This is a genomic window from Devosia oryzisoli (assembly GCF_014837245.1).
In the GTDB taxonomy this organism is placed as follows: domain Bacteria; phylum Pseudomonadota; class Alphaproteobacteria; order Rhizobiales; family Devosiaceae; genus Devosia; species Devosia oryzisoli.
In genome coordinates this window covers 327081-346685 of record NZ_JACYFU010000001.1, presented here as the reverse complement: position 1 = coordinate 346685, position 19605 = coordinate 327081, and the positions used below count along the sequence as shown (strand labels likewise).

Sequence of the window (19605 nt, the reverse complement as noted above, 5' to 3'; positions counted from 1 at the left end):
TCTCCCCGTCATTTGCCGACGCGTTCGAACCATTCGTCTTCGCTGATCACTTCGACCCCGTGCTCCTGGGCCGTCTTGAGCTTCGAGCCCGCTCCGGGACCCGCGACAAGAATATCGGTCTTGGCCGACACGGAGCCCGCGACCTTGGCCCCGAGACGCTCGGCCATAGCCTTGGCTTCCGAGCGCGTCATCTTTTCAAGCGAGCCGGTGAACACCACCGTCTTGCCCGCAATCTGGCTGTCGGCGGAGATGGTGACGACATAAGGTTTTGGGTGCACCTGCTGCAGCAGGGCATCGAGGACCGCGTCGTTCTTCTCGTTGCCGAAGAAATCCACCAGCGCCTCGATGACCGTGCCGCCAATGCCGTCGATGGAGGGGAAGACAGCGGTCGGATCATCGGCCGCAGCCGTTTCCTTGCCGACCCGGATTAGCTCTTCGATCGTGCCGAAGGCGCGGGCCAGGACCGCGCCTGTGGTTTCGCCGATATGCCGGATGCCCAGGGCAAAGATGAAGCGGTCGAGTTCGGGCTCCCGGCGGGCATCGATGGCGGCAAAGAGCTTGTCGAGCCCCTCAAAATTCCGGTCCTCGACGCTTCGCACGGCCTTGCGCGTCTTGCCGCTCGCGGCCTCGCGGGCCCGAGCCTGCTCCTCGCGCCGCTCCGCCAGCGCCTGTTGCACGGCCGTCCGGCGGTCCTTTAGGGTGAAGATGTCGGCGGGCGTCTCGAGCAGACCCTTGCCGAAGAAGAGCTCGATGTTTTCCGAGCCCAGGCCCTCGATATCCATGGCGCCGCGGGAGACGAAATGCTTGAGGCTCTCCACCGCCTGTGCCGGGCAGACCAGTTCGCCGGTGCAGCGGCGGCGCGAATCTTCCTTGCCGGTCTTCTCGTTGATCTCCCGCGTGGCGGGCGAACCGCAGACCGGGCAGGTATGGGGCATCTGATAGGGCACGGCGTCATCGGGGCGCTTGTCGATCAGCACGTCCACGATCTGCGGAATGACGTCCCCTGCCCGCTGGATGACCACGCTGTCGCCGATGCGGATATCCTTGCCCTCGCGGATCGGCTGGCCGTTGCTGTCCCGGCCGGCGATGTAGTCCTCGTTATGGAGGGTCACGTTGACGACCGTGACGCCGCCGACGCTGACCGGATCGAGCCGGGCGACGGGCGCCAGCGTGCCGGTGCGCCCGACCTGGATATCGATGCCGCGCACCACCGTGGTCGCGCGCTCGGCCGGAAATTTGTGGGCAATGGCCCAGCGCGGCTCGCCGGTGACGAACCCCCAGCGACGCTGCAATTCGAGCTGGTCGACCTTGTAGACGACGCCATCGATGTCGTAGCCCAGCGACGAGCGCTGCGCTTCGATCTCGCGATACTGCGCAATCAGTTCATCGGCGGAGGTGGCGCGAACCATGAGGGGACTGACCTTGAAGCCCCAGGCGGCGAACCGCTGCACCGCCTCGAACTGGGTCGCTGCCGGTTCCTCGGTGGCGTAGCCCCAGGCATAGGCGAAGAATTTAAGGTTCCGGCTGGCGGTGATCGAAGGGTCCTTCTGGCGCAGTGAGCCGGCGGCCGTATTGCGCGGGTTGACGTAGTTCTGACCACCGACCGCGGCGGAGCGCTCCTTGAGCGCCTGGAACTCGGCATAGGTCATGTAAACCTCGCCACGGATTTCGATCACCTCCGGCCAGCCGGAGCCTTCGAGCGCGTGGGGAATGTCCGCGATGGTGCGCAGGTTCGCCGTGATGTCCTCGCCCACCGTGCCGTCGCCACGCGTCGCCCCCTGCACGAAGACACCGTTCTCGTAGCGCAGCGAGGCCGAGAGGCCGTCGATCTTGGGTTCTGCGGTGAAGGCGATGTCGAGGTCCTTGTCGCGCTCGAAGAAGCGCCGGCCGCGATTGATGAAATCGAGCACGTCCTCGTCGGTATAGGCCTTGGCGAGGCTGAGCATCGGCACGCCGTGCCGCACCTTGGCAAAGCCCTCTGCCGGGGCCGCGCCGACCCGGCCCGAGGGGGTGTCCGGGCGCACCAGTTCGGGGAAGGCCTCCTCGATGGCGTCGTTACGCCGCTTGAGCGCGTCGTACTCGGCGTCGGTGATCTCGGGCGCGTCCTGCTGGTGATAGGCGATGTCGGCCGCGGCAATGGCCTTGGCGAGCCGCTCCAGTTCGGCACGGGCCTCGTCCTCGGAGAGATCGGCGATGTCTTTGGGCGCACTATCGGTCTGGGGCATCGGCAATTCGAACTCGCAAACACCTCTGGTGCGCCTGTCGCACCGGGAGGCAAGAAAACATCATTGGTCGCGACCTCATCCTGCCCCACAGGTCCGGGACAAGATCAATACTGCCGCCAGTCTCTGAAACAGTACCGAAAACGCGGCGCCTCGGGAATGACCGGCGAGGCTATGCCACAGCGCCGAGCAGTTTCTTGGCAGCAGCCCGCGCTTCGTCGGTGATTTCCGCACCCGCGAGCATGCGCGCCACCTCCTCCTGCCGCGCCGGCTTGTCGAGCGGGCGCACATGCGTACGCATGAAGGCGCCCTCCTCCACCATCTGCTTTTCGATCAGCAGGTGACGATTTGCCCGCGCCGCCACCTGCGGGGCGTGGGTCACTGTCAGCACCTGAACCCCGCTTGCCAGCCGCGCCAGCCGCCGGCCAATGGCATCGGCGACCGCGCCGCCGACGCCGGTGTCGATTTCGTCGAAGATGAGGACGGGCGCCGACCCGCGATCGGCCAGCACCACCTTGAGCGCCAGGAGGAAGCGGCTGAGCTCGCCGCCCGACGCGACCTTGAGCAAGGGTCCCGCGGCGGTGCCTGGGTTGGTCTGGACGTGGAAGGCGATCTGGTCGAACCCGGTCGCCGCAACGCGCTCCGGGTCGCTCTGATGGTCGACAATGAAGCGCGCAGCGCCGAGCTTGAGATCGGGCAGTTCCGCCTCGACCGCCTTGCTGAGGGCCTTTGCCGCTTTTTTGCGACCGGCACTCAGGATATCCGCAGCCTCGCGATAGCGGGCGCGCGCGGCGTTCTCCTCCGCCTCTAGGGATTTGAGGCGGCTCTCCCCGCTCTGGAGCGTTTCGAGATCGCCCTGGTACTTCTCCAGCACCTCGACGAGGCCATCGACGCTGGTCTGGTGCTTGCGTGCCGCGGCGCGGAGCGCGAAGAGCCGCTCTTCGACGGCTTCGAGTTCACCCGGATCGAAGGCCATTTCGCGCTTGAGGTCCTCGAGCGCATCGGTGGTGCGGTCGAGTGTTTCGAGCGAGGCATCCAATGCGTCGACGAGCGGCTGGAACAGGGTCGATCCGGTGTCGATCTTGCGCATCAGCCGGCGCATCAGCCCCGCCAGCGCCGGCGTGGGCGCAGTGGGGCCATTGAGGATCTCGTCGATCTCGGCGACATCGGATGACGCTTTTTCGGCCTGCTGCAATTGCTGCCGGCGCTCGGCCAGCTCGTCTTCCTCGCCGAGGACCGGCTTGAGCTTGCCCAGTTCCTCCACGGTGTGACGGGCATAATCCTCGGCGGCGAGCGCCGCCTCGACTTGGGCCCGCTGCTCGGCCACGGCCTGCTGCGCCTCGACAAGGCCTGCCCAGGCATCGCGTACCGCACTGGCTTCGCGCGCAAGCTCGCCAAAGGCGTCGAGCGCGGCCCGGTGCGTGGCGACATCGACGAGGGCACGATCGTCGTGCTGGCCATGGATTTCCACGATCTGGCTGCCGACCTTTTGCAGCAGCGAGGCAGACACCGGCTGGTCGTTGATGAAGGCGCGCGTCCGGCCATCTGCGAACTGAACACGGCGCAGGATGACGTCCTGGTCGTCGGCGATGGCATTGTCGCGCAGGAGCGTGCGCGCCGGATGATCGGCGGCCAGTTCGAGCACGGCGACCACCTGCCCGCTCTCCTGCCCCTGCCGCACGAGCGAGGCGTCGCCCCGGCCGCCGAGGGCCAGGGTCAGGGCGTCGAGCAGGATCGACTTGCCAGCGCCGGTCTCGCCGGTGAGCACGGTCATGCCGGCGTCGAGCGCCAGGTCGAGCTGATCGATGAGGACGATGTTGCGAACCGAAAGCGCGTTGAGCATGCGCGGGCTTCCCAAGGCTGAAACGCCATCGGCACCGTTGATATCATTCCCCGGCCGCAAGGCGGGTCACGATCGCGCACCGTCCACAGCTAAGGCGCCTGACGGAGCCGCAGCGGATGATAGCGCAACGGAACAAAATAGCAACAAGAGACCGGAGGCAAGAAAAAGGGCCCCGCGGGGCCCTTCGTTCATGAGCGGGTTGCCGTCAGCTGCGGTGCGCGGCGAGCCAGCTGCCCGAATTGAGCTCGGGCGCCAGACCCTGCTGCCCCAGAAGGGCAAAGGCGCGCTTGTACCACTCGCTGGACGGATAGTTGTGACCGAGCACCGCGGCGGCGGAACGCGCCTCGGAGGTCAGGCCCAGCAGGAGGTAGGTTTCGGTCAGGCGGTACAGCGCTTCCTCGATATGGGTCGAGGTCTGCCAGGTTTCGACCACTTCGCGGAAGCGGTTGATGGCGGCAGCATACTGCCCGTTGCCCTGGTAGTAGCGCCCGACCGACATTTCCTTGCCCGCCAGCTGGTCATAGGCCACCAGCAGCTTTTCCTTGGCGTCAGCGGCGTATTCCGATTTCGGATGGTTGGAAATCAGCAGATTGTAGGTGTCGATGGCATCGCGCGACAGCTGCTGGTCCCGCGTGATGTCCTTGATCTGGGCATAGTAGGCGGTTGCCTTGAGCCAGAGGACGTAGTCGACGTCCTTGCCGTTGGGGTAGAGCGCCAGATAGCGGTCGGCTGCAAGAATGGCCTCGTCCAGCTTGCCGCCGCGATAGTTGGCGAACACCTGCATGAGCTTGGACTTTTCGACCAGCGGATCGCGCGGGTGCTGGCGGTCGAGTTGCTCGAGCTTCTTGATCGCCGTCTGGAAGTAGAGGCGATCCATGTCATCGAGCGCGCCCTGGTAGAGCGAGGCGGCCGGGACGATCGGCTCTTCCTTGATCTTGGGCGGTCCGAACAGATTCATGCCCGAACACGCGGCCAATGCCGCCGTCAGCAGGGCAATGGCGAGCACCCGGAAAACCCGGCTGGAGAACTGGCTCACGACGTCAAGTTTCACGTATTGCCCCGTTGTTCGAACGTCCACATTGGCTGCGGCGTAGTTATCAATTGGATCAAAACTGTGGCGTGCCTGGCGTGCCCCAGCCGATCAGCGGACCGACCGCAGATAGGGCCGGACCTCGAAGTCTTCCGGCTGGTCGTCGAACGCTTCGAACTCCAGCGGCAGGTCTTCGGCGCCGACTATTTCATAGTTGGCCTCGCTCGCAAAGAGACCAGCCAGCACATGAGCGTTAAGGGCATGCCCGCCCTTGTAGGACCGGAAGCGGCCCCAGATCGGCAGGCCGCCCAGCGAGAGATCGCCGATGGCGTCGAGCAGCTTGTGACGGACGAACTCGTCCTCGAAGCGGAGGCCGCCGGGATTGAGCACGCGGTCGTCATGCAGGGTGATGGAGTTGTCGAGGCTGGAGCCCAGGGCGTAGCCGGCCTGGCGCAGGATCTTGGCGTCGCGGACGAAGCCGAAGGTGCGGGCGCGCGAGACATCCTCGAAATAGCGCCGGGGCGTCCAGTCGAAGATCATGCGCTGGCGGCCGATTACCTTGGTGTCGAAGTCGATCTCGAGGTCGAGGGCGCGGCCGTTATAGGGCTCCAGCGCCGCAAAGGCGTCGTTGTTGCGCACGGTAACCGCGCGGATGACCTTGAGGAACTTGCGCTGCGCTGGTTGGATTTCGAGGCCCTGCTGGACGATCGCCTGCGCGAAAGGAAAGGCGCTGCCGTCCATGATGGGGCACTCGGGCCCGTCGAGCGTGATGAGGGCATTGTCGACGCCCAGCCCACTCAGGGCCGACGTCACGTGCTCGATGGTGGCGACGCTGACGCTGTTGCCCAGATCGAGCGTGGTGCAGAGCGTGGTGCGGGTGACCCGGCTGAAATGAACCGGGACGGTCTCGCTCATCTTCCCACCACCCAGATCGCGACGGATCAGGAAGCCACTGTCTGCAGGCGCAGGTCCAAGGGTCAGCGTAACAGGTTGCGCGCTATGGACGCCGTAGCCAGCAAAGCTGAGGCTGCCGGACAGGGTGCGTTGGCGGGTGGACAATCTATTCATACTGGGGGGGACACTCCACCCGAAGTCGTGGTTTCGGGCACTGTTAGCCAAAAAAAACTCGGTGCGGAAGCCGCACCGAGTATCGTTTCACCGGTCTTTTGCCGGGCGTCCTTAGCCGTGCTTGCGCAGGAAGGACGGGATTTCGAGGTGGTCCTTCTGGACGTTCACCGTGGCGCTGCGGCCCTGGTTGTCGAGCGTGCCGCGCGCGCCTTCGGAGGCGGCGGGAACCCGCGAACCCCTAGCGCCACCGGCTTCTATGGCACTGCGGGCAGCCGCATCATCGGCCATGGAAGGACGCGGCTCTTCGCGCTGTTCAGCCGGCTGCTGGCCGATGTTGAGGCCGACATTGGAGGCCAGGCGCTTGAACAGCGCACGGGCATTGCGCGGCTCGCCATCCTGACGATCCTGCTCCTGCTGTGTCCGACGCGCAACAGCGGGAAGCTCCTCCGTGCGCGGCATCCGGCGCTGCCCTTCCGGGCGAGCGGCATGCGAGGGCACGTAGACGCTCGGGATCGGCTGCTCTTCGACCATGGGAGCCTCGTCCGGCTCGTGCATCGATTCGGCAGCAGGCGTGTAGGGCTCGACGAGGATGCCGTCGTCCTCATGCACCGGGGCATGAGCCGGACGGCCATAGGCGAAGGCCTCGGCAACGGCGGCCTCGACCTGATGACCGATTTCCTCGACTTCGAAGGAAACGGCTTCAGCCTCGGCCTGCGACACGGGCTGCGCCTGCGGAACGACCGAGCGTTCGGACGGAACGTGGCGCTTGACCGACAAGGGCGTGCGCGACGCATTCGGCTTTGCCGGCTCGAGAGCCTGCACCATTGCGGCGTCGGTGCCGGTGGCGACCACGGAGACGCGGATAGTGCCGTTGAGGTTCGGGTCGTAGGTGGCGCCTAGGATGATGTTGGCGTCGGTGTCGACTTCCTCGCGGATGCGGCTTGCGGCCTCGTCCACTTCGTAAAGGGTGAGGTCCGGGCCGCCGGTGATGGAGATGAGAAGCCCGCGGGCGCCCTGCATCGACACGTCGTCGAGCAGCGGGTTGGCAATGGCGGCTTCCGCGGCGTGGCGGGCACGATCTTCGCCCGAAGCCTCGCCGGTACCCATCATCGCCTTGCCCATGCCGCGCATGACGGCGCGAACGTCGGCGAAGTCGAGGTTGATCAGGCCTTCCTTGACCATGAGGTCGGTGATGCAGGCGACGCCGGAGAACAGCACCTGGTCAGCCATCGCGAAGGCGTCGGCGAAGGTGGTTTTCTCGTTGGCGACACGGAAGAGATTTTGGTTCGGGATGACGATCAGCGTATCGACATGGCGATGCAGTTCGTCGATGCCGTCTTCGGCCAGGCGGGCACGACGGTTGCCTTCGAAGTTGAACGGCTTGGTCACCACGCCAACCGTCAGGATGCCCTGCTCACGAGCCGCGCGCGCCACCACGGGAGCCGCGCCGGTGCCGGTACCGCCACCCATGCCGGCGGTGATGAACACCATGTGCGAGCCGGACAGGTGATCGTTGATCTCGTCCCAGCTCTCTTCGGCTGCGGCACGACCGACTTCGGGGTGGGAGCCCGCACCCAGACCTTCGGTGACGCCGACGCCGAGCTGGATGATCCGCTGCGCCTTGGAGAGGGCAAGAGCCTGCGCGTCGGTGTTGGCAACGACGAAGTCGACCCCGTCGAGCCCGGATTCGATCATGTTGTTAACGGCGTTGCCGCCGGCGCCGCCGCATCCGAACACGGTGATGCGGGGCTTGAGTTCCTGGATATCCGGGATCGTGAGATTGATGGTCATGAGTGGCCCCATAGTGGCGTGGTTGGTTAAGGTTTACCGTCCAAATCGTTAACTCCACCCTAACAATTGACCACTTGCGGTTAACGAATGCGCATTTTGCGAGACACGTCGGTTACGCGTTTTCCAACCGTTAAGCATTGAGTGCAGCCACTTATTGCCGCCACACCCTGCCCTATTGCCGGTGCGTCAGCGCAGGAACATGCGTGAGGCCCGGGTTGGTCGCGGCCATTGCCGTGCCGAACACCACGGCGTCTTCGACCAGGCCTGATGCCGTCTGCCCGTATCGCTCCATGGCGGCGCATCGCAGGCGCCACCCCACATAGGAAGAGAGCAAGGCCGTGCCGACGGCGATGGTTGCGCCCAGAGCGCGCTGGTTCCTGGGCGCCAGGGCGGCGCCGGCATAGGCGGCGGTGGCGGCGCGGACGGCAAGGCCGATGGGGACGATGCGGTCGGGCGCGGTTTCCATCTTGTCGCCCGCCATCTCGGCGACCGCCAGGGCGGTGGCACCAACGGTAACCGCCGGATGACGCATCAGGCCCTGCAGCGGCAGGTCGGCGGGCACCTCGCGCCGAAAGGTGGCGATGGCAAGAGCCGCGAGAGGCGTGATGCCGCGCTGCCCGGCAGCGAGCCCGATCAGAAACGAACGAAGCATAAGAAGTCTCCTGGTGGCGGTGTTACCGGAGTAACGGCGCCCCGCGGAGAAACGATCCTAGAAGCTGCTGCGCAGCCAGTTGCCCACACGGGCGATGTAGCCGTCGGTGCCGGTGAGTTTGCGGATGCCGCGCGGCTCGGCATATTCCTGGGCGCAGACCTGCGGGTAGACCAGCATGCCGGCGACGGTCGCGAACGCGGCGCCCTTGGCAATGTCCGGCAGGCCCGCAATGCCCATCGGCCGGCCCATGCGCACGTTGCGCGCGAGGAGGCGGCGGGCAACTTCGGAGAGCCCGGTCATTTCGCTGGCCCCGCCGGTCAGGACGAAACGGCGGCCGCAGACATCCATCATGCCGGTTGCCTGCATGCGGTCGCGGATGGCGGTGAGAATTTCCTCGATGCGCGGGCGCATGATGCGGGTGAGCACGGCGCGCGGGATCTGGCCCGGAGCCTCGTCATGGCTGGCGCCGACGGGTTGGATCGGGATCATGTCGCGCTCGTCGGATTGTCCGGGCAGCACCGAGCCATAAAAGGTCTTGAGGCGCTCCGCATCGGCCACGCTGACCGAAAGCTGGCGGGCGACGTCGAGCGTCAGGTGATGGCCGCCGATAGCGATGGCGTCGGCATAGACCATGTGCCCGTCGTTGAAGACGGAAACGGTCGTGGTCGCGCCGCCGAAGTCGATGCAGGCGACGCCAAGCTGGGCTTCGTCGTCCACCAGCGTCGCGAGACCCGAGGCGTAGGGGGTAGCCACCACGGCCTCGATCTGCAGGTGGCAGCGGTGCAGGACCAGTTCGAGATTGCGCATGGCCAGGGTTTCGGCGCTGACCACGGCGACATCGACGCCGAGCTTTTCGCCGACCATGCCCCTGGGGTCGTTGATGCCCTTCTGGCCATCGAGCGCATAGCCGATGGGCAGGGCATGAATGATGGAGCGCTCTGGGCGGACGGAGCGCGAGTTGACGGCCTTGAGCACCTTGACGATGTCAGCCTTCTCCACTTCCTGGCCATCGAGCGACACGGCGGCCGAAAAGGTCTCCGAACCAAGCCGGCCGGCGGTGACATTGACCAGCACGCTCTCCAGCGTCAGCCCGGCCGCGCGCTCGGCCATGCCGACGACCGTGCGGATGGCCTGCTCGGCCTTCTCGATGTCGGTGACGACGCCGCTCTTGACCCCCGAGGCCGGACCGTAGCCGAAGCCGATGACCTCCGCCTGATGGGTGCGGCCGCGTAGGGACCTGCCTTCAGGTCGCGGCGCCAGACGGGCGATGATGCAGCACATCTTGGTCGAGCCGATATCGAGCACGGCCACGAGGGTGGTCTTGCCGGGCTGGACGGGACGGAGACGGGAGGTCATCGCATCGATCATCATGATTTGTCGGCGTCTTCGGTTTTGTTGAGACGAACGGCAACGAGCGTGTCGACGCGGAGGTCGATGACGCTGAGGTCGCGGTCCAACAGCTGGTATTCGGACTGATAGTTGACGAGCTTGTGCAGCGCCTGGGCGACGCCCTGCTCCGGCAGTTGCACACGAAGGCCGGTATCGTAGATGAGATCCCAGCGGCGGTCCGCGATGCGCGAGATGGCCACGAGCCCATCCTTGAGGCGGGCATTGGCGTCGAGCGCGTGGATCATGACCTGCGCGTCGTTGGCCGCGCCGTCCCCGATCACGAGCGGCAGGTTGGCGTAGGCGCCACCGTCTTCGCCGATCTGAATGCCGGCGCCGTCGATGAGGAAGGTGATGCCGTCCACACGCCAGCGGGCGATGGGGCTCTTCTCGGTGACGACCACGGAGACGTCGCCGGGCAGCGTCTTGCGAACACTGACGGACGAGATGGCCGGCAATTCGGCGATCCGCTGGCGGGCCGCTTCGACGTCGAAAGCCAGGGTCGAGGTGTGCGGCTCCACCCCCAACGCGTCGAAGATGGCCTGGTCGGAGGTCAACGACTGACCGGAAATCGAGATTTCGCCGATGGCGAGGCCAGCTTGTGCGATCTGTCCCTGCGCTACCTGGCCCAGTGTGCCCAGGGCAAAGCCCAGCGGTTCGCGGGTTTCAAAAATGATGGTGCTGCCGACCACGAGGGCGGCCGCGAGCATGCTGCGCCGGATGACCCGCCCGTGCAGCACCCAGGCGCGCACGAAGCGGTTGCGGAGGCGATTGCGAGAGATGCGGATGGGAGCGGGCAGCGCGCGGGGGTCGACAAGACGCGCCCCGGCAAGAAATGCCTCGCTCTTTACCTGTTGCAACTCGCGTCCTCCACCATCCAGGAGACCAGTTCTTCGAACGAGTGGCCGGCATAGGCCGCCTGCTCGGGCGCCAGCGACATCTCGGTCATCCCCGGCTGGGTGTTGAGCTCGAGCAGCACCAGTTCGCCATCCTCGCCCGCCGCGTCGTTGTAGCGGAAGTCGCACCGCGTCACGCCCCGGCAGCCGAGAGCCGCGTGTGCGGCCAAGCTAAACTGTTGCACTTTGTCGTAAATTTTCGGTTTCAACTGGGCGGGAAGCACGTGGGTCGCGCCACCGGCGGAGTACTTGGCCTCGTAGTTGAAGAAATTGCCGTTGATGACGATTTCGGTCACGCCGAGGGCAACGTCCCCCATCACCGCGCAGGTCAGCTCGCGGCCGGGGATATAGCGTTCTACCATCACCTCTTCGCCGCCGTTCCAGTCCTCGCGCAAGATTTCCTGCGGCGGATGGGAGGTATCGCCCTTGACGATGAAGACGCCGAAGCTCGAGCCATCGGCGATGGGCTTGATGACATAGGGCGGCGGCATGACGTGGCTGCGCGCCGCTTCACCCCGCGTCACGATCATGTGGTCGGTGACCGGGATGCCCGCCGCCTTGAAGAGGATCTTGGCCTGGTGCTTGTTCATGGCGAGCGAGGAGGCCATGACGCCAGAATGGGTGTAGGGGATTTCGAGCAGTTCCAGGACGCCCTGGATCATGCCGCTTTCCCCGAAGGGGCCATGCAGCGCGTTGAACGCCACATCGGGCTTGAGCTCCGCCAGCACCTGGGCGACGTCGCGACCGACATCGACCTCCGTCACCTGATAGCCGGCGCGGGTCAGAGCGGCGGCACAGGCCTTGCCCGACATCAGGGATACCGGGCGCTCGTTGGACCAGCCGCCCATCAGGACTGCAACGTGCTTTGTCATTTGGCGCCGTCTCCAAAAAGGGTTTCGAGTTCTCCAGGCAGAGCGGCGGCCCATTGGGTGATGTTGCCGGCGCCCAGGCACACAACGTAATCGCCCTCCTCCACCCGGCTCGCCAGCAGTGGCGCCAGCGCTTCGGGCCGATCGATGACGCGGGCATCACGATGGCCGCGGGCCCGGATGCGGTTGACCAGCTCTTCATGCGTCACGCCCGGCAGCGGCTGCTCCCCGGCGGCATAGATGGGCGCGACGATCACCGTGTCGGCATCGTTGAAGCAGGCCGCAAAGTCATCGAACAGATCGTTGACGCGGCTATAGCGATGCGGCTGCACCACGGCGACGACGTCGCGGCGGGCGGATTGGCGGGCGGCGCGCAGGACAGCGGCGATCTCCACCGGGTGGTGCCCATAGTCGTCGATGACCGTGACGCCGTTTACCTCGCCGGTCTTGGTGAAGCGCCGCTTGACGCCGGTAAAGCCGCGCAGGCCCTTGCGGATCGCCTCGGCCGGCACATGCAGCTGGTCGGCCACGGCAATGGCGGCGGTGGCGTTGAGCGCGTTGTGAACTCCGGGCATCGGCAGCTCCAGCCCGTCGATGCGCAACTGGGTCTGGCGGATGCGGTCGCGGATTTCCACGGAAAAGTGCTGCACGCCGTCCCTGTTCTCCAGATCGACGAGGCGCACGTCAGCCTGCGGATTGCGGCCATAGGTGATGACGCGGCGGTCGCGGATTTCCCCCACCAGCGCCTGCACCACCGGATGGTCGAGGCACATCACGGCAAAGCCATAGAAGGGGACGTTCTCGACGAACTGATGGAAGGCGCGCTTGACGCCCTCGAAGTCGTGGTAGTGGTCGAGATGTTCCGCATCGATATTGGTGACGACGGCGACGTCGGCTGGCAGCTTGACGAAGGTGCCGTCGCTTTCGTCGGCCTCGACCACCATCCATTCGCCGCCGCCGAGCCGCGCATTGGTGCCATAGGCATTGATGATGCCGCCATTGATGACGGTCGGATCGAGGTTGCCGGCGTCGAGGAGGGTTGCGACGAGGGTAGTGGTGGTCGTCTTGCCGTGCGTGCCGCCGATGGCGATGGCGGTCTTGAAGCGCATGATCTCGGCCAGCATCTCGGCGCGGCGCACGATCGGTAGCGCCTTCGCCCGGGCCGCCAGAAGCTCGGGATTGTCACGCTTGATGGCAGAAGACACGACGACCACTTCGGCCTGGCCGAGATTGTCGCCGCTCTGGCCGATTGCGACCTTGATCCCCATGTCCATCAGGCGCTGCACATTGGGATTGAGGGAAGCGTCCGAGCCCTGAACCACGTAGCCTTGGTTGTGCAGGATTTCGGCGATGCCGCTCATGCCGATGCCGCCGATGCCGATGAAGTGGACGGGGCCGATATTGCGGGGCATTTTCATGTGGGATTATCCCCTTCGATCTGGACGTTTCTGCCCGCCAGCATCTCGGCCATGTCGGCAAGACGTTCGACGGCGTTGGGCTGGCCGATGCGCTTGGCCGCTTCCGCAGCGCGACGCAGGCCAGCAGGATCGGCCAACAGGGCCTCAAGCCGGGTCGCAAGCGATTGCGGTGAAAGCGTGGCCTGTACGGCGACCCAGGCGCCGCCCGCCTGCTCCATGACCAGGGCGTTGTTCTTCTGGTCGGCATCGAGCGCACCGGGAAGCGGCACCAGGATTGCGGGCCGGCCGATCACGGTCAGTTCGGCGATGGTGGAGGCGCCGGAGCGGGCGATGACCAGGTGTGAGCGCGCGATGCGCTCGGGAAGATCGGGGATGAAGGGGGCAATCTCGACGCTGGTGCGGGACTGCCGATAGGCTTCGGTGACGCGGTCGATATCTTCGGCCCGCGCCTGCTGCACGATGCGCAGGCGGTGGCGCAGCGCTTCGGGCAAAAGCCCGATGGCGGCCGGCACGATGTCGGAGATGGCTTTGGCGCCCTGGCTCCCGCCGAAGACCACGAGATCGATGGTCCCGCCCTCGCTCAGTTCGGGATAGGGCATGTGGGCGACAGCGCGAACGCGATCGCGCACCGGATTGCCCGTGACGATCTTCTGCTGCCCCAGATGCTCGGCAAACCGCGTCGTGCCGAAGCTGAGGGCTACCAGATCGGCAAACCGGACGAGGGCCCGGTTGGCCCGGCCCATCACCGCGTTCTGCTCGTGCAGGATGCCGGGGATGCCGAGGAGACTGGCCGCAAGGAAGGGGGGAAAGATCGGGTAGCCGCCGAAGCCGACCACCGCATCCGGCCGCGTCTTGCGCAGTTGCCGCCGGGCCACTGCGATGCCGCGCAGGATGGTGACCCCGCCGCCGACGAACTTGAAGGGGTTGCGCAGCGAGGGCGTCGCCGCCGGAACGACGTGGATATTGCGGGCCGGAAAGTCGCCATAGCTACCGACGCGATGATCGGTCATCAGCTCGACGACGTGCCCGCGGCGGAGCAGTTCCTGGGCCAGCGCCATGGCCGGGAAGAGGTGTCCTCCCGTGCCGCCTGCCATAAGTACAAAGGTTTTCATTCCGCAGGGGCTACCACGGCGCTGCGATAGGAGGGAAGGCCGGTGACCATCCGCTCTTCGGGCTTGGTGCGCGTCAGCGCCAGCATCAGGCCCATGCCGAAGGCGATGGCGATCATCGAGGTGCCACCATAGCTCACGAAGGGCAGCGTCATGCCCTTGGGGGGAATGAGGTTGAGGTTCACCGCGAGATTGATGCCGGACTGCATGGCGAACTGGATGGCCAGCGTCGAGGCCGCCAGGCGGGCGAAGAGACTGGTCTGGCGCTGCGCCCCCATCAGCGCCCGCAGCACGATGAAGCCGATGAGAATGACGAGGCCAATGCAGAACAGGATGCCGAATTCCCCCGCTGCCGCCGAAAACACATAGTCGGCATGCGCGTCGGGGATGAGCTTTTTAGCAATGGATTCACCCGGGCCGCGGCCGAACCAGCCCCCTTCGAGAAGGGACTGGATGGCGCGGTCGATCTGGTAGGTGTTGCCGCCACCGTCGGGGTTGAGGAAGGTATCGATACGGCGCGAGACGTGGGGAAAGAAGAGGTAAGCGCCGAACAGGAGGCCGGCCGCCCCGGCCCCCATGCCGAAGATGATGAACCAGGAGATGCCCGAGAGGAACAGCAGCACGGCCCAGGTGGCGGTGACCAGCGCCGTCTGCCCGATATCGGGCTGCAGCAGCAGGGCAGCCACGACGCTGCCCATCATCAGGGTCGCCAGGATGCGGCCGGGCACGTTGCGGTGGATCATGGATTCGGAAAAAAACCAGGCCGCCAGCACCGCAAAGGCGGGCTTGATGAACTCCGAGGGCTGGATGGACTGGCCGGCCAGGGTCACCCAGCGCCGCGCCCCCTTGACCTCGGTGCCGAATTTCAGCGTCGCCCAGAGCAGCAGCAACGAGACGACGAAGGTGACGAGCGCGGCAAGACGCGCCTGCCGGTGGCTCATCAGCGATGCCACGAGCATCACCGGGAGGGCGACGACGCAGAACATGGCGTGGCGGATGACGAAGAACCACTCGTTGAGGCCGATGCGCTCGGCCACCGGGGGGCTTGCGGCAAAGCTGAGCACCATGCCCGCCGTCATCAGCAGGATCAGCGCGCCCAGCAATTCGCGGTCAATGGACCACCACCACTCCGCGATGGGAGTTTTCTTGTCGCGCGAGAACATCATCGGGGAATACGCCGGCTACTCGATACAAACTGCATCGAAGTGTAACCGTCGATGGTTACCGATTTCCCAAGAGGCTTTGCGTTTTGCGAGTCAGCGCAGCTTGAGCGAGCTGAGGCCGATCAGCGCCAGCACGAAGGAGATGATCCAGAAGCGGATCACCACCTGGCTTTCCGTCCAGCCCAGCGCCTCGAAATGGTGGTGGATCGGGGCCATCCGGAACACCCGCTTGCCGGTCAGGCGGAACGAGGTCACCTGCACGATCACCGAGACGGTTTCGAGCACGAAGAGGCCGCCGATGATGGCGAGCACGATTTCGTGTTTGGCGGCCACCGCAATGGTGCCCAGCGCGCCGCCGAGGGCGAGCGAGCCGGTGTCGCCCATGAAGATCTGCGCCGGCGGGGCGTTGAACCACAAGAATCCGAGCCCCGCCCCGATCAGCGCACCGCAGACCACGGTGAGTTCGGCCGTGCCGGGAACGGAGTTGAGCAGCAGGTAATCGGCGTAGTTCTGCGATCCGACGAGATAGGCGATCAAGCCGAAGCAGGCCGCGGCGATCATGACCGGGACGATGGCGAGACCATCAAGGCCGTCGGTCAGATTGACCGAATTGCCGGCGGCCACCACGACGAAGCCGCCGAAGAGGATGTAGAAATAGCCCAGATTGATCGCCAGGTCCTTGACGAACGGGAACAGCAGGGACGTGCCGTAGGACCCGGAGGCGAGCCGCGAAATGCAGAAGGCCGCAATGGCGCCGATGAGGGCCTCCAGGATCAGGCGCTGGCGCGACCCGAAACCCTTGTGGCTCATGCGCTTGACCTTGAGGTAGTCGTCGTAAAAGCCGATGGCGCCGAAGCCCACGGTGACGAACAACACCACCCAGACATAGCCATTGGTCAGGTTCGACCAGAGCAGGGTCGAGATGACGGTGCCCGAAAGGATCATCAGCCCGCCCATGGTGGGCGTGCCCTTCTTGGTGAGGAGGTGCCCCTGCGGCCCGTCCTCGCGGATCGGCTGGCCCTTGCCCTGCTTGAGGCGCAGCAAGGCGATCATGCCCGGCCCGAACAGGAAGATGAAGAACAGCGCCGTAACCACCGCGCCCGCCGTGCGAAACGTGATGTAGCGAAACACGTTGAACGCGGCGAGGGTGTCCCCAAACTGGCCAAGGAAATAGAGCATCGCTGTCCGCTGTCCTGACTGGCTATCAGTTCTGGTCGAACCGGCTACGGATGGCATCCACGACACGCGCCAGTCCCACGCCGTTGGACCCTTTGATCATAACTGCGTCGCCATAAGCAAGCGCGTCCACGAGCGGCTGCACGACATCTTCGGCATGGGCAAAATGCGATACCGGCATGGCTCCGGTCAGTGCCTCGGCGAGCGCTGTCATGTCCGGGCCGACCAGGAACACGGCATCCGCGCCGGTGGCCTGCACGGCCTCGGCAAGGCTGGCGTGCATGTGCTTCGAGGCTTCGCCCAGTTCCAGCATGTCGCCCAGCACCAGCACCTTGCGGCCCGCCGGCGTGATTTCCGAGAAAACCGAAAGTGCCGCCGCCATGGAGGCCGTGTTGGCGTTGTAGCTCTCGTCGATCACCAGCAGCGGGGTCTCCGCCGGCCCGAGCGAGAGGCGCTGCCCCCTGCCCGGCTGCGCGCCGAAGGAGGCCAGCGCGCGCAAGGCGGTCGCCGCCTCGACGCCCGCCAACTGCGCCACGATGAAGGCGGCGGCGGCATTGGCGACCATGTGGCGGCCAGCCACGCCCAGGGCCAACGCGTGACGGTCCTCGCCATGGACCAGCGTGGCGAAGCTGCGATCGGCCGCGTTCTGGAAATCGGTGATCTGCCAGTCCACGCCGCGTGCATAGCCATAGGTGATGACGGTGCGCACGCCGGCCGCGGCAGCCGCTTCACGCAGGATATCGATCTGCGGATGGTCGGCATTGAGGACGGCGATGCCGCCCGGCTCGAGCCCCTCGAAAATCTCCGCCTTCGCGTAGGCGATGGCTTCAAGGCTGCCGAGGCGTTCCAGATGCGCCGGCGCGATGGCGGTGATGAGCGCCACGTGCGGCCGGACCAGCTTGCTCAGCGGCCGGATTTCGTCGGGTGCGTTCATGCCCATCTCGAACACTCCGAACTGCGTATCCTCGGGCATGCGGGCCAGCATCAGCGGCACGCCCCAGTGATTATTGAAGCTCTTGATGGAGGCATGCGTCTTGCCGGCGGCCTCGAAGACCAGCCGCAGCGCTTCCTTGGTGGTCGTCTTGCCCACGCTGCCGGTGACGCCGACGATAAAGCCCCGGCTGCGTTTTCGCGCGAAACGCGCCAGATCGCAAAGGCCTTCCAGGGCATCCGGGACGACGATGCGGCCGGGGCCGCTGCTGCGCCCCTCGCTCACCAGCGCCGCGACGGCACCATTGGCGAGCGCCGTGTCGACGAAGTCGTGTCCGTCGAACCGGTCACCCTTGATGGCGACAAAGAGCGCGTCCTGCCCCAGCTCGCGCGAGTCGATGGAGATCGAACCGATTGCCTTAGCATCGATGGTCTCGGCGTGGCCTTGCGTGGCCGCAAGAACAGCGTCGAGGGTGTAGAGGGGTTGGGTCATCGGGGCCGCCGCAAGCTCGCTCTGCCGCCTCCTAGGGGAGGACAGGGTGGGGTTCGTCTACACGCATTCGCGTAGAGGTTCCACCACCCTCGTGGCGCCAAGAAGAATGCGCTTCTCCGGTCAGCCCTTGATGGCTGCGAGCACTTCCTCATGGTCGGAGAAGTGGTGCTTGGTGGTGCCGATGATCTGGTAGGTTTCGTGGCCCTTGCCCGCGACCAGCAGCACATCGCCGGGCTTGAGGGCTTCGACCGCTTCGATGATGGCCGCGCGCCGATCGGCAATCTCTCGGGCGCTTTTGGCACCGGCCAGAACCTCGGCGCGAATGGTGGCCGCGTCTTCGGTGCGGGGATTGTCGTCGGTCACGATCACGTCATCGGCCAGCTCGCTGGCGATTTCACCCATCTGCGGGCGCTTGCCCTTGTCGCGGTCGCCACCACAGCCGAAGACCACGGTGAGTTTGTTCGTCACGTAGGGGCGTAGCGTGGCGAGCGCCGTGCGCAGCGCTTCGGGCTTGTGCGAATAGTCCACGAAGATCGCCGCGCCATTGTGTTCGGCCACCAGTTCCAGCCGCCCGCGCGCGCCCACCAGTTCGGGCAGCGCACCAAAAGCGTCGGCCTTGTCGACACCAGAGGACATGGCGAGGGCAGCGGCGACCAGCGCATTGGAAACCTGGAACTCGCCGGGGATTTTGAGATGAAAGCTCACCTTCTCCCCGATATGCCGCACCTCGACGCGCTGGCCATAGCCTTCGGGCCTGATCGAGAGGATTTCGATATAGGCCCCTTCCCGCCCGACGGTCAGCAGCGTGGCGCTGGCCGACAGTGCGGCAAACATGAACTGCTCGTGCTCGGGATCGTCGACATTGACGATGGCCGCGCCGCCATCGACGAGAAGATCGGTGAACAGCCGCAGCTTGGCGTTGCGATAGTCATCCATGTCGGCATGGTAGTCGAGGTGGTCGCGGCTGAGATTGGTGAATGCCACGGCTTCGAAATGCATGCCGTCGAGCCGCCGCTGGTCCAGTCCGTGGCTGGAGGCTTCGAGGGCGACATGGTCCACCCCCTGCGCCTTGAGAGCCCGCATGGCCTGATGCAGCGTGCGCGAATCCGGTGTCGTCAGCGCGCCTTCGATGCGGCGCCTGGAGGTTTCGATACCCAGCGTGCCGATGCTGGCGCCGGGGATGCCGGCATGATCCCAGATCTGCCGCACGAAGGAGGCCACTGACGTCTTGCCGTTGGTGCCGGTAACGGCGACGCAGATTTCCGGCTGCGGCTCGAAAACGCGGGAGGCTGCGCGGGCATAGGCGGCGCGCACATCCTTGACCACGATGACCGGCACGCCCGGGTCCCCCGGCGGGGCAATATCGGTCACGACGGCCAGAGCACCCCGTTCGACGGCGTCGCCGACGAACTGGTTGCCGTGCACCTTGTTGCCCGGCAGGGCAAAGAACACGTCGCCGGGCTCGATGCGGCGGCTGTCGGAATTGAGCCCGAAGACCGCCCCGAGCCCCTTTTTGGGGCGGGCGCCGGAACCTTCGAGCAATTGTGTTACGCTGATAG

Annotated in this window: 15 protein-coding genes; all 15 read right to left on the bottom strand. The window is 65.6% G+C overall.

What is annotated here, in order from left to right:
- Positions 1-8: 8 nt before the first annotated feature.
- The gene (gene ligA, locus IC608_RS01705) at positions 9-2225 is read right to left on the bottom strand and encodes an NAD-dependent DNA ligase LigA (protein ID WP_191772299.1); all 2217 of its coding nucleotides are present in this window, start codon (positions 2223-2225) and stop codon (positions 9-11) included.
- A gap of 169 nt (positions 2226-2394) precedes the next feature.
- Positions 2395-4065, bottom strand: a complete 1671-nt coding sequence (gene recN, locus IC608_RS01700) for a DNA repair protein RecN (RefSeq protein WP_191772298.1) — start codon at positions 4063-4065, stop codon at positions 2395-2397.
- Positions 4066-4270: 205 nt separating this feature from the next.
- The gene (locus tag IC608_RS01695; RefSeq protein ID WP_191772297.1) at positions 4271-5116 is read right to left on the bottom strand and encodes an outer membrane protein assembly factor BamD; all 846 of its coding nucleotides are present in this window, start codon (positions 5114-5116) and stop codon (positions 4271-4273) included.
- Between the two features lie 90 nt (positions 5117-5206).
- On the bottom strand, positions 5207-6163 hold the full coding sequence (gene lpxC, locus IC608_RS01690; RefSeq protein WP_191772296.1) for a UDP-3-O-acyl-N-acetylglucosamine deacetylase: 957 nt from the start codon (positions 6161-6163) through the stop codon (positions 5207-5209).
- A gap of 111 nt (positions 6164-6274) precedes the next feature.
- On the bottom strand, positions 6275-7954 hold the full coding sequence (ftsZ, locus tag IC608_RS01685) for a cell division protein FtsZ (protein WP_191772295.1): 1680 nt from the start codon (positions 7952-7954) through the stop codon (positions 6275-6277).
- A gap of 172 nt (positions 7955-8126) precedes the next feature.
- Positions 8127-8606, bottom strand: coding sequence for a DUF4126 domain-containing protein (locus IC608_RS01680; RefSeq protein ID WP_191772294.1), 480 nt, complete (start codon positions 8604-8606; stop codon positions 8127-8129).
- A 57-nt stretch (positions 8607-8663) separates the two neighbouring features.
- Entirely contained in the window at positions 8664-9962 is a 1299-nt protein-coding gene (ftsA, locus tag IC608_RS01675; RefSeq protein WP_248306144.1) for a cell division protein FtsA, read from the bottom strand.
- An 11-nt stretch (positions 9963-9973) separates the two neighbouring features.
- Entirely contained in the window at positions 9974-10852 is an 879-nt protein-coding gene (locus IC608_RS01670; protein WP_191772292.1) for a cell division protein FtsQ/DivIB, read from the bottom strand.
- Complete coding sequence (locus IC608_RS01665) at positions 10840-11760, bottom strand: D-alanine--D-alanine ligase (RefSeq protein ID WP_191772291.1); 921 nt, start codon at positions 11758-11760, stop codon at positions 10840-10842. Before IC608_RS01665 ends, IC608_RS01670 begins: the two co-directional genes overlap by 13 nt.
- Positions 11757-13175 (bottom strand): UDP-N-acetylmuramate--L-alanine ligase, encoded by a 1419-nt coding sequence (gene murC / locus IC608_RS01660; protein ID WP_191772290.1) that lies wholly within the window; start codon positions 13173-13175, stop codon positions 11757-11759. Before murC ends, IC608_RS01665 begins: the two co-directional genes overlap by 4 nt.
- Positions 13172-14287 (bottom strand): undecaprenyldiphospho-muramoylpentapeptide beta-N-acetylglucosaminyltransferase, encoded by a 1116-nt coding sequence (murG, locus tag IC608_RS01655; protein WP_191772289.1) that lies wholly within the window; start codon positions 14285-14287, stop codon positions 13172-13174. Before murG ends, murC begins: the two co-directional genes overlap by 4 nt.
- The gene (locus IC608_RS01650; RefSeq protein ID WP_191773740.1) at positions 14284-15447 is read right to left on the bottom strand and encodes an FtsW/RodA/SpoVE family cell cycle protein; all 1164 of its coding nucleotides are present in this window, start codon (positions 15445-15447) and stop codon (positions 14284-14286) included. The genes murG and IC608_RS01650 overlap by 4 nt, the downstream gene beginning before the upstream one ends.
- Before the next feature lie 93 nt (positions 15448-15540).
- Complete coding sequence (mraY, locus tag IC608_RS01645; protein WP_191772288.1) at positions 15541-16626, bottom strand: phospho-N-acetylmuramoyl-pentapeptide-transferase; 1086 nt, start codon at positions 16624-16626, stop codon at positions 15541-15543.
- Positions 16627-16651: 25 nt separating this feature from the next.
- Complete coding sequence (locus tag IC608_RS01640; protein WP_191772287.1) at positions 16652-18046, bottom strand: UDP-N-acetylmuramoyl-tripeptide--D-alanyl-D-alanine ligase; 1395 nt, start codon at positions 18044-18046, stop codon at positions 16652-16654.
- Positions 18047-18166: 120 nt separating this feature from the next.
- Positions 18167-19603 (bottom strand): UDP-N-acetylmuramoyl-L-alanyl-D-glutamate--2,6-diaminopimelate ligase, encoded by a 1437-nt coding sequence (locus IC608_RS01635; protein WP_191773738.1) that lies wholly within the window; start codon positions 19601-19603, stop codon positions 18167-18169.
- Between the last annotated feature and the right edge of the window lie 2 nt (positions 19604-19605).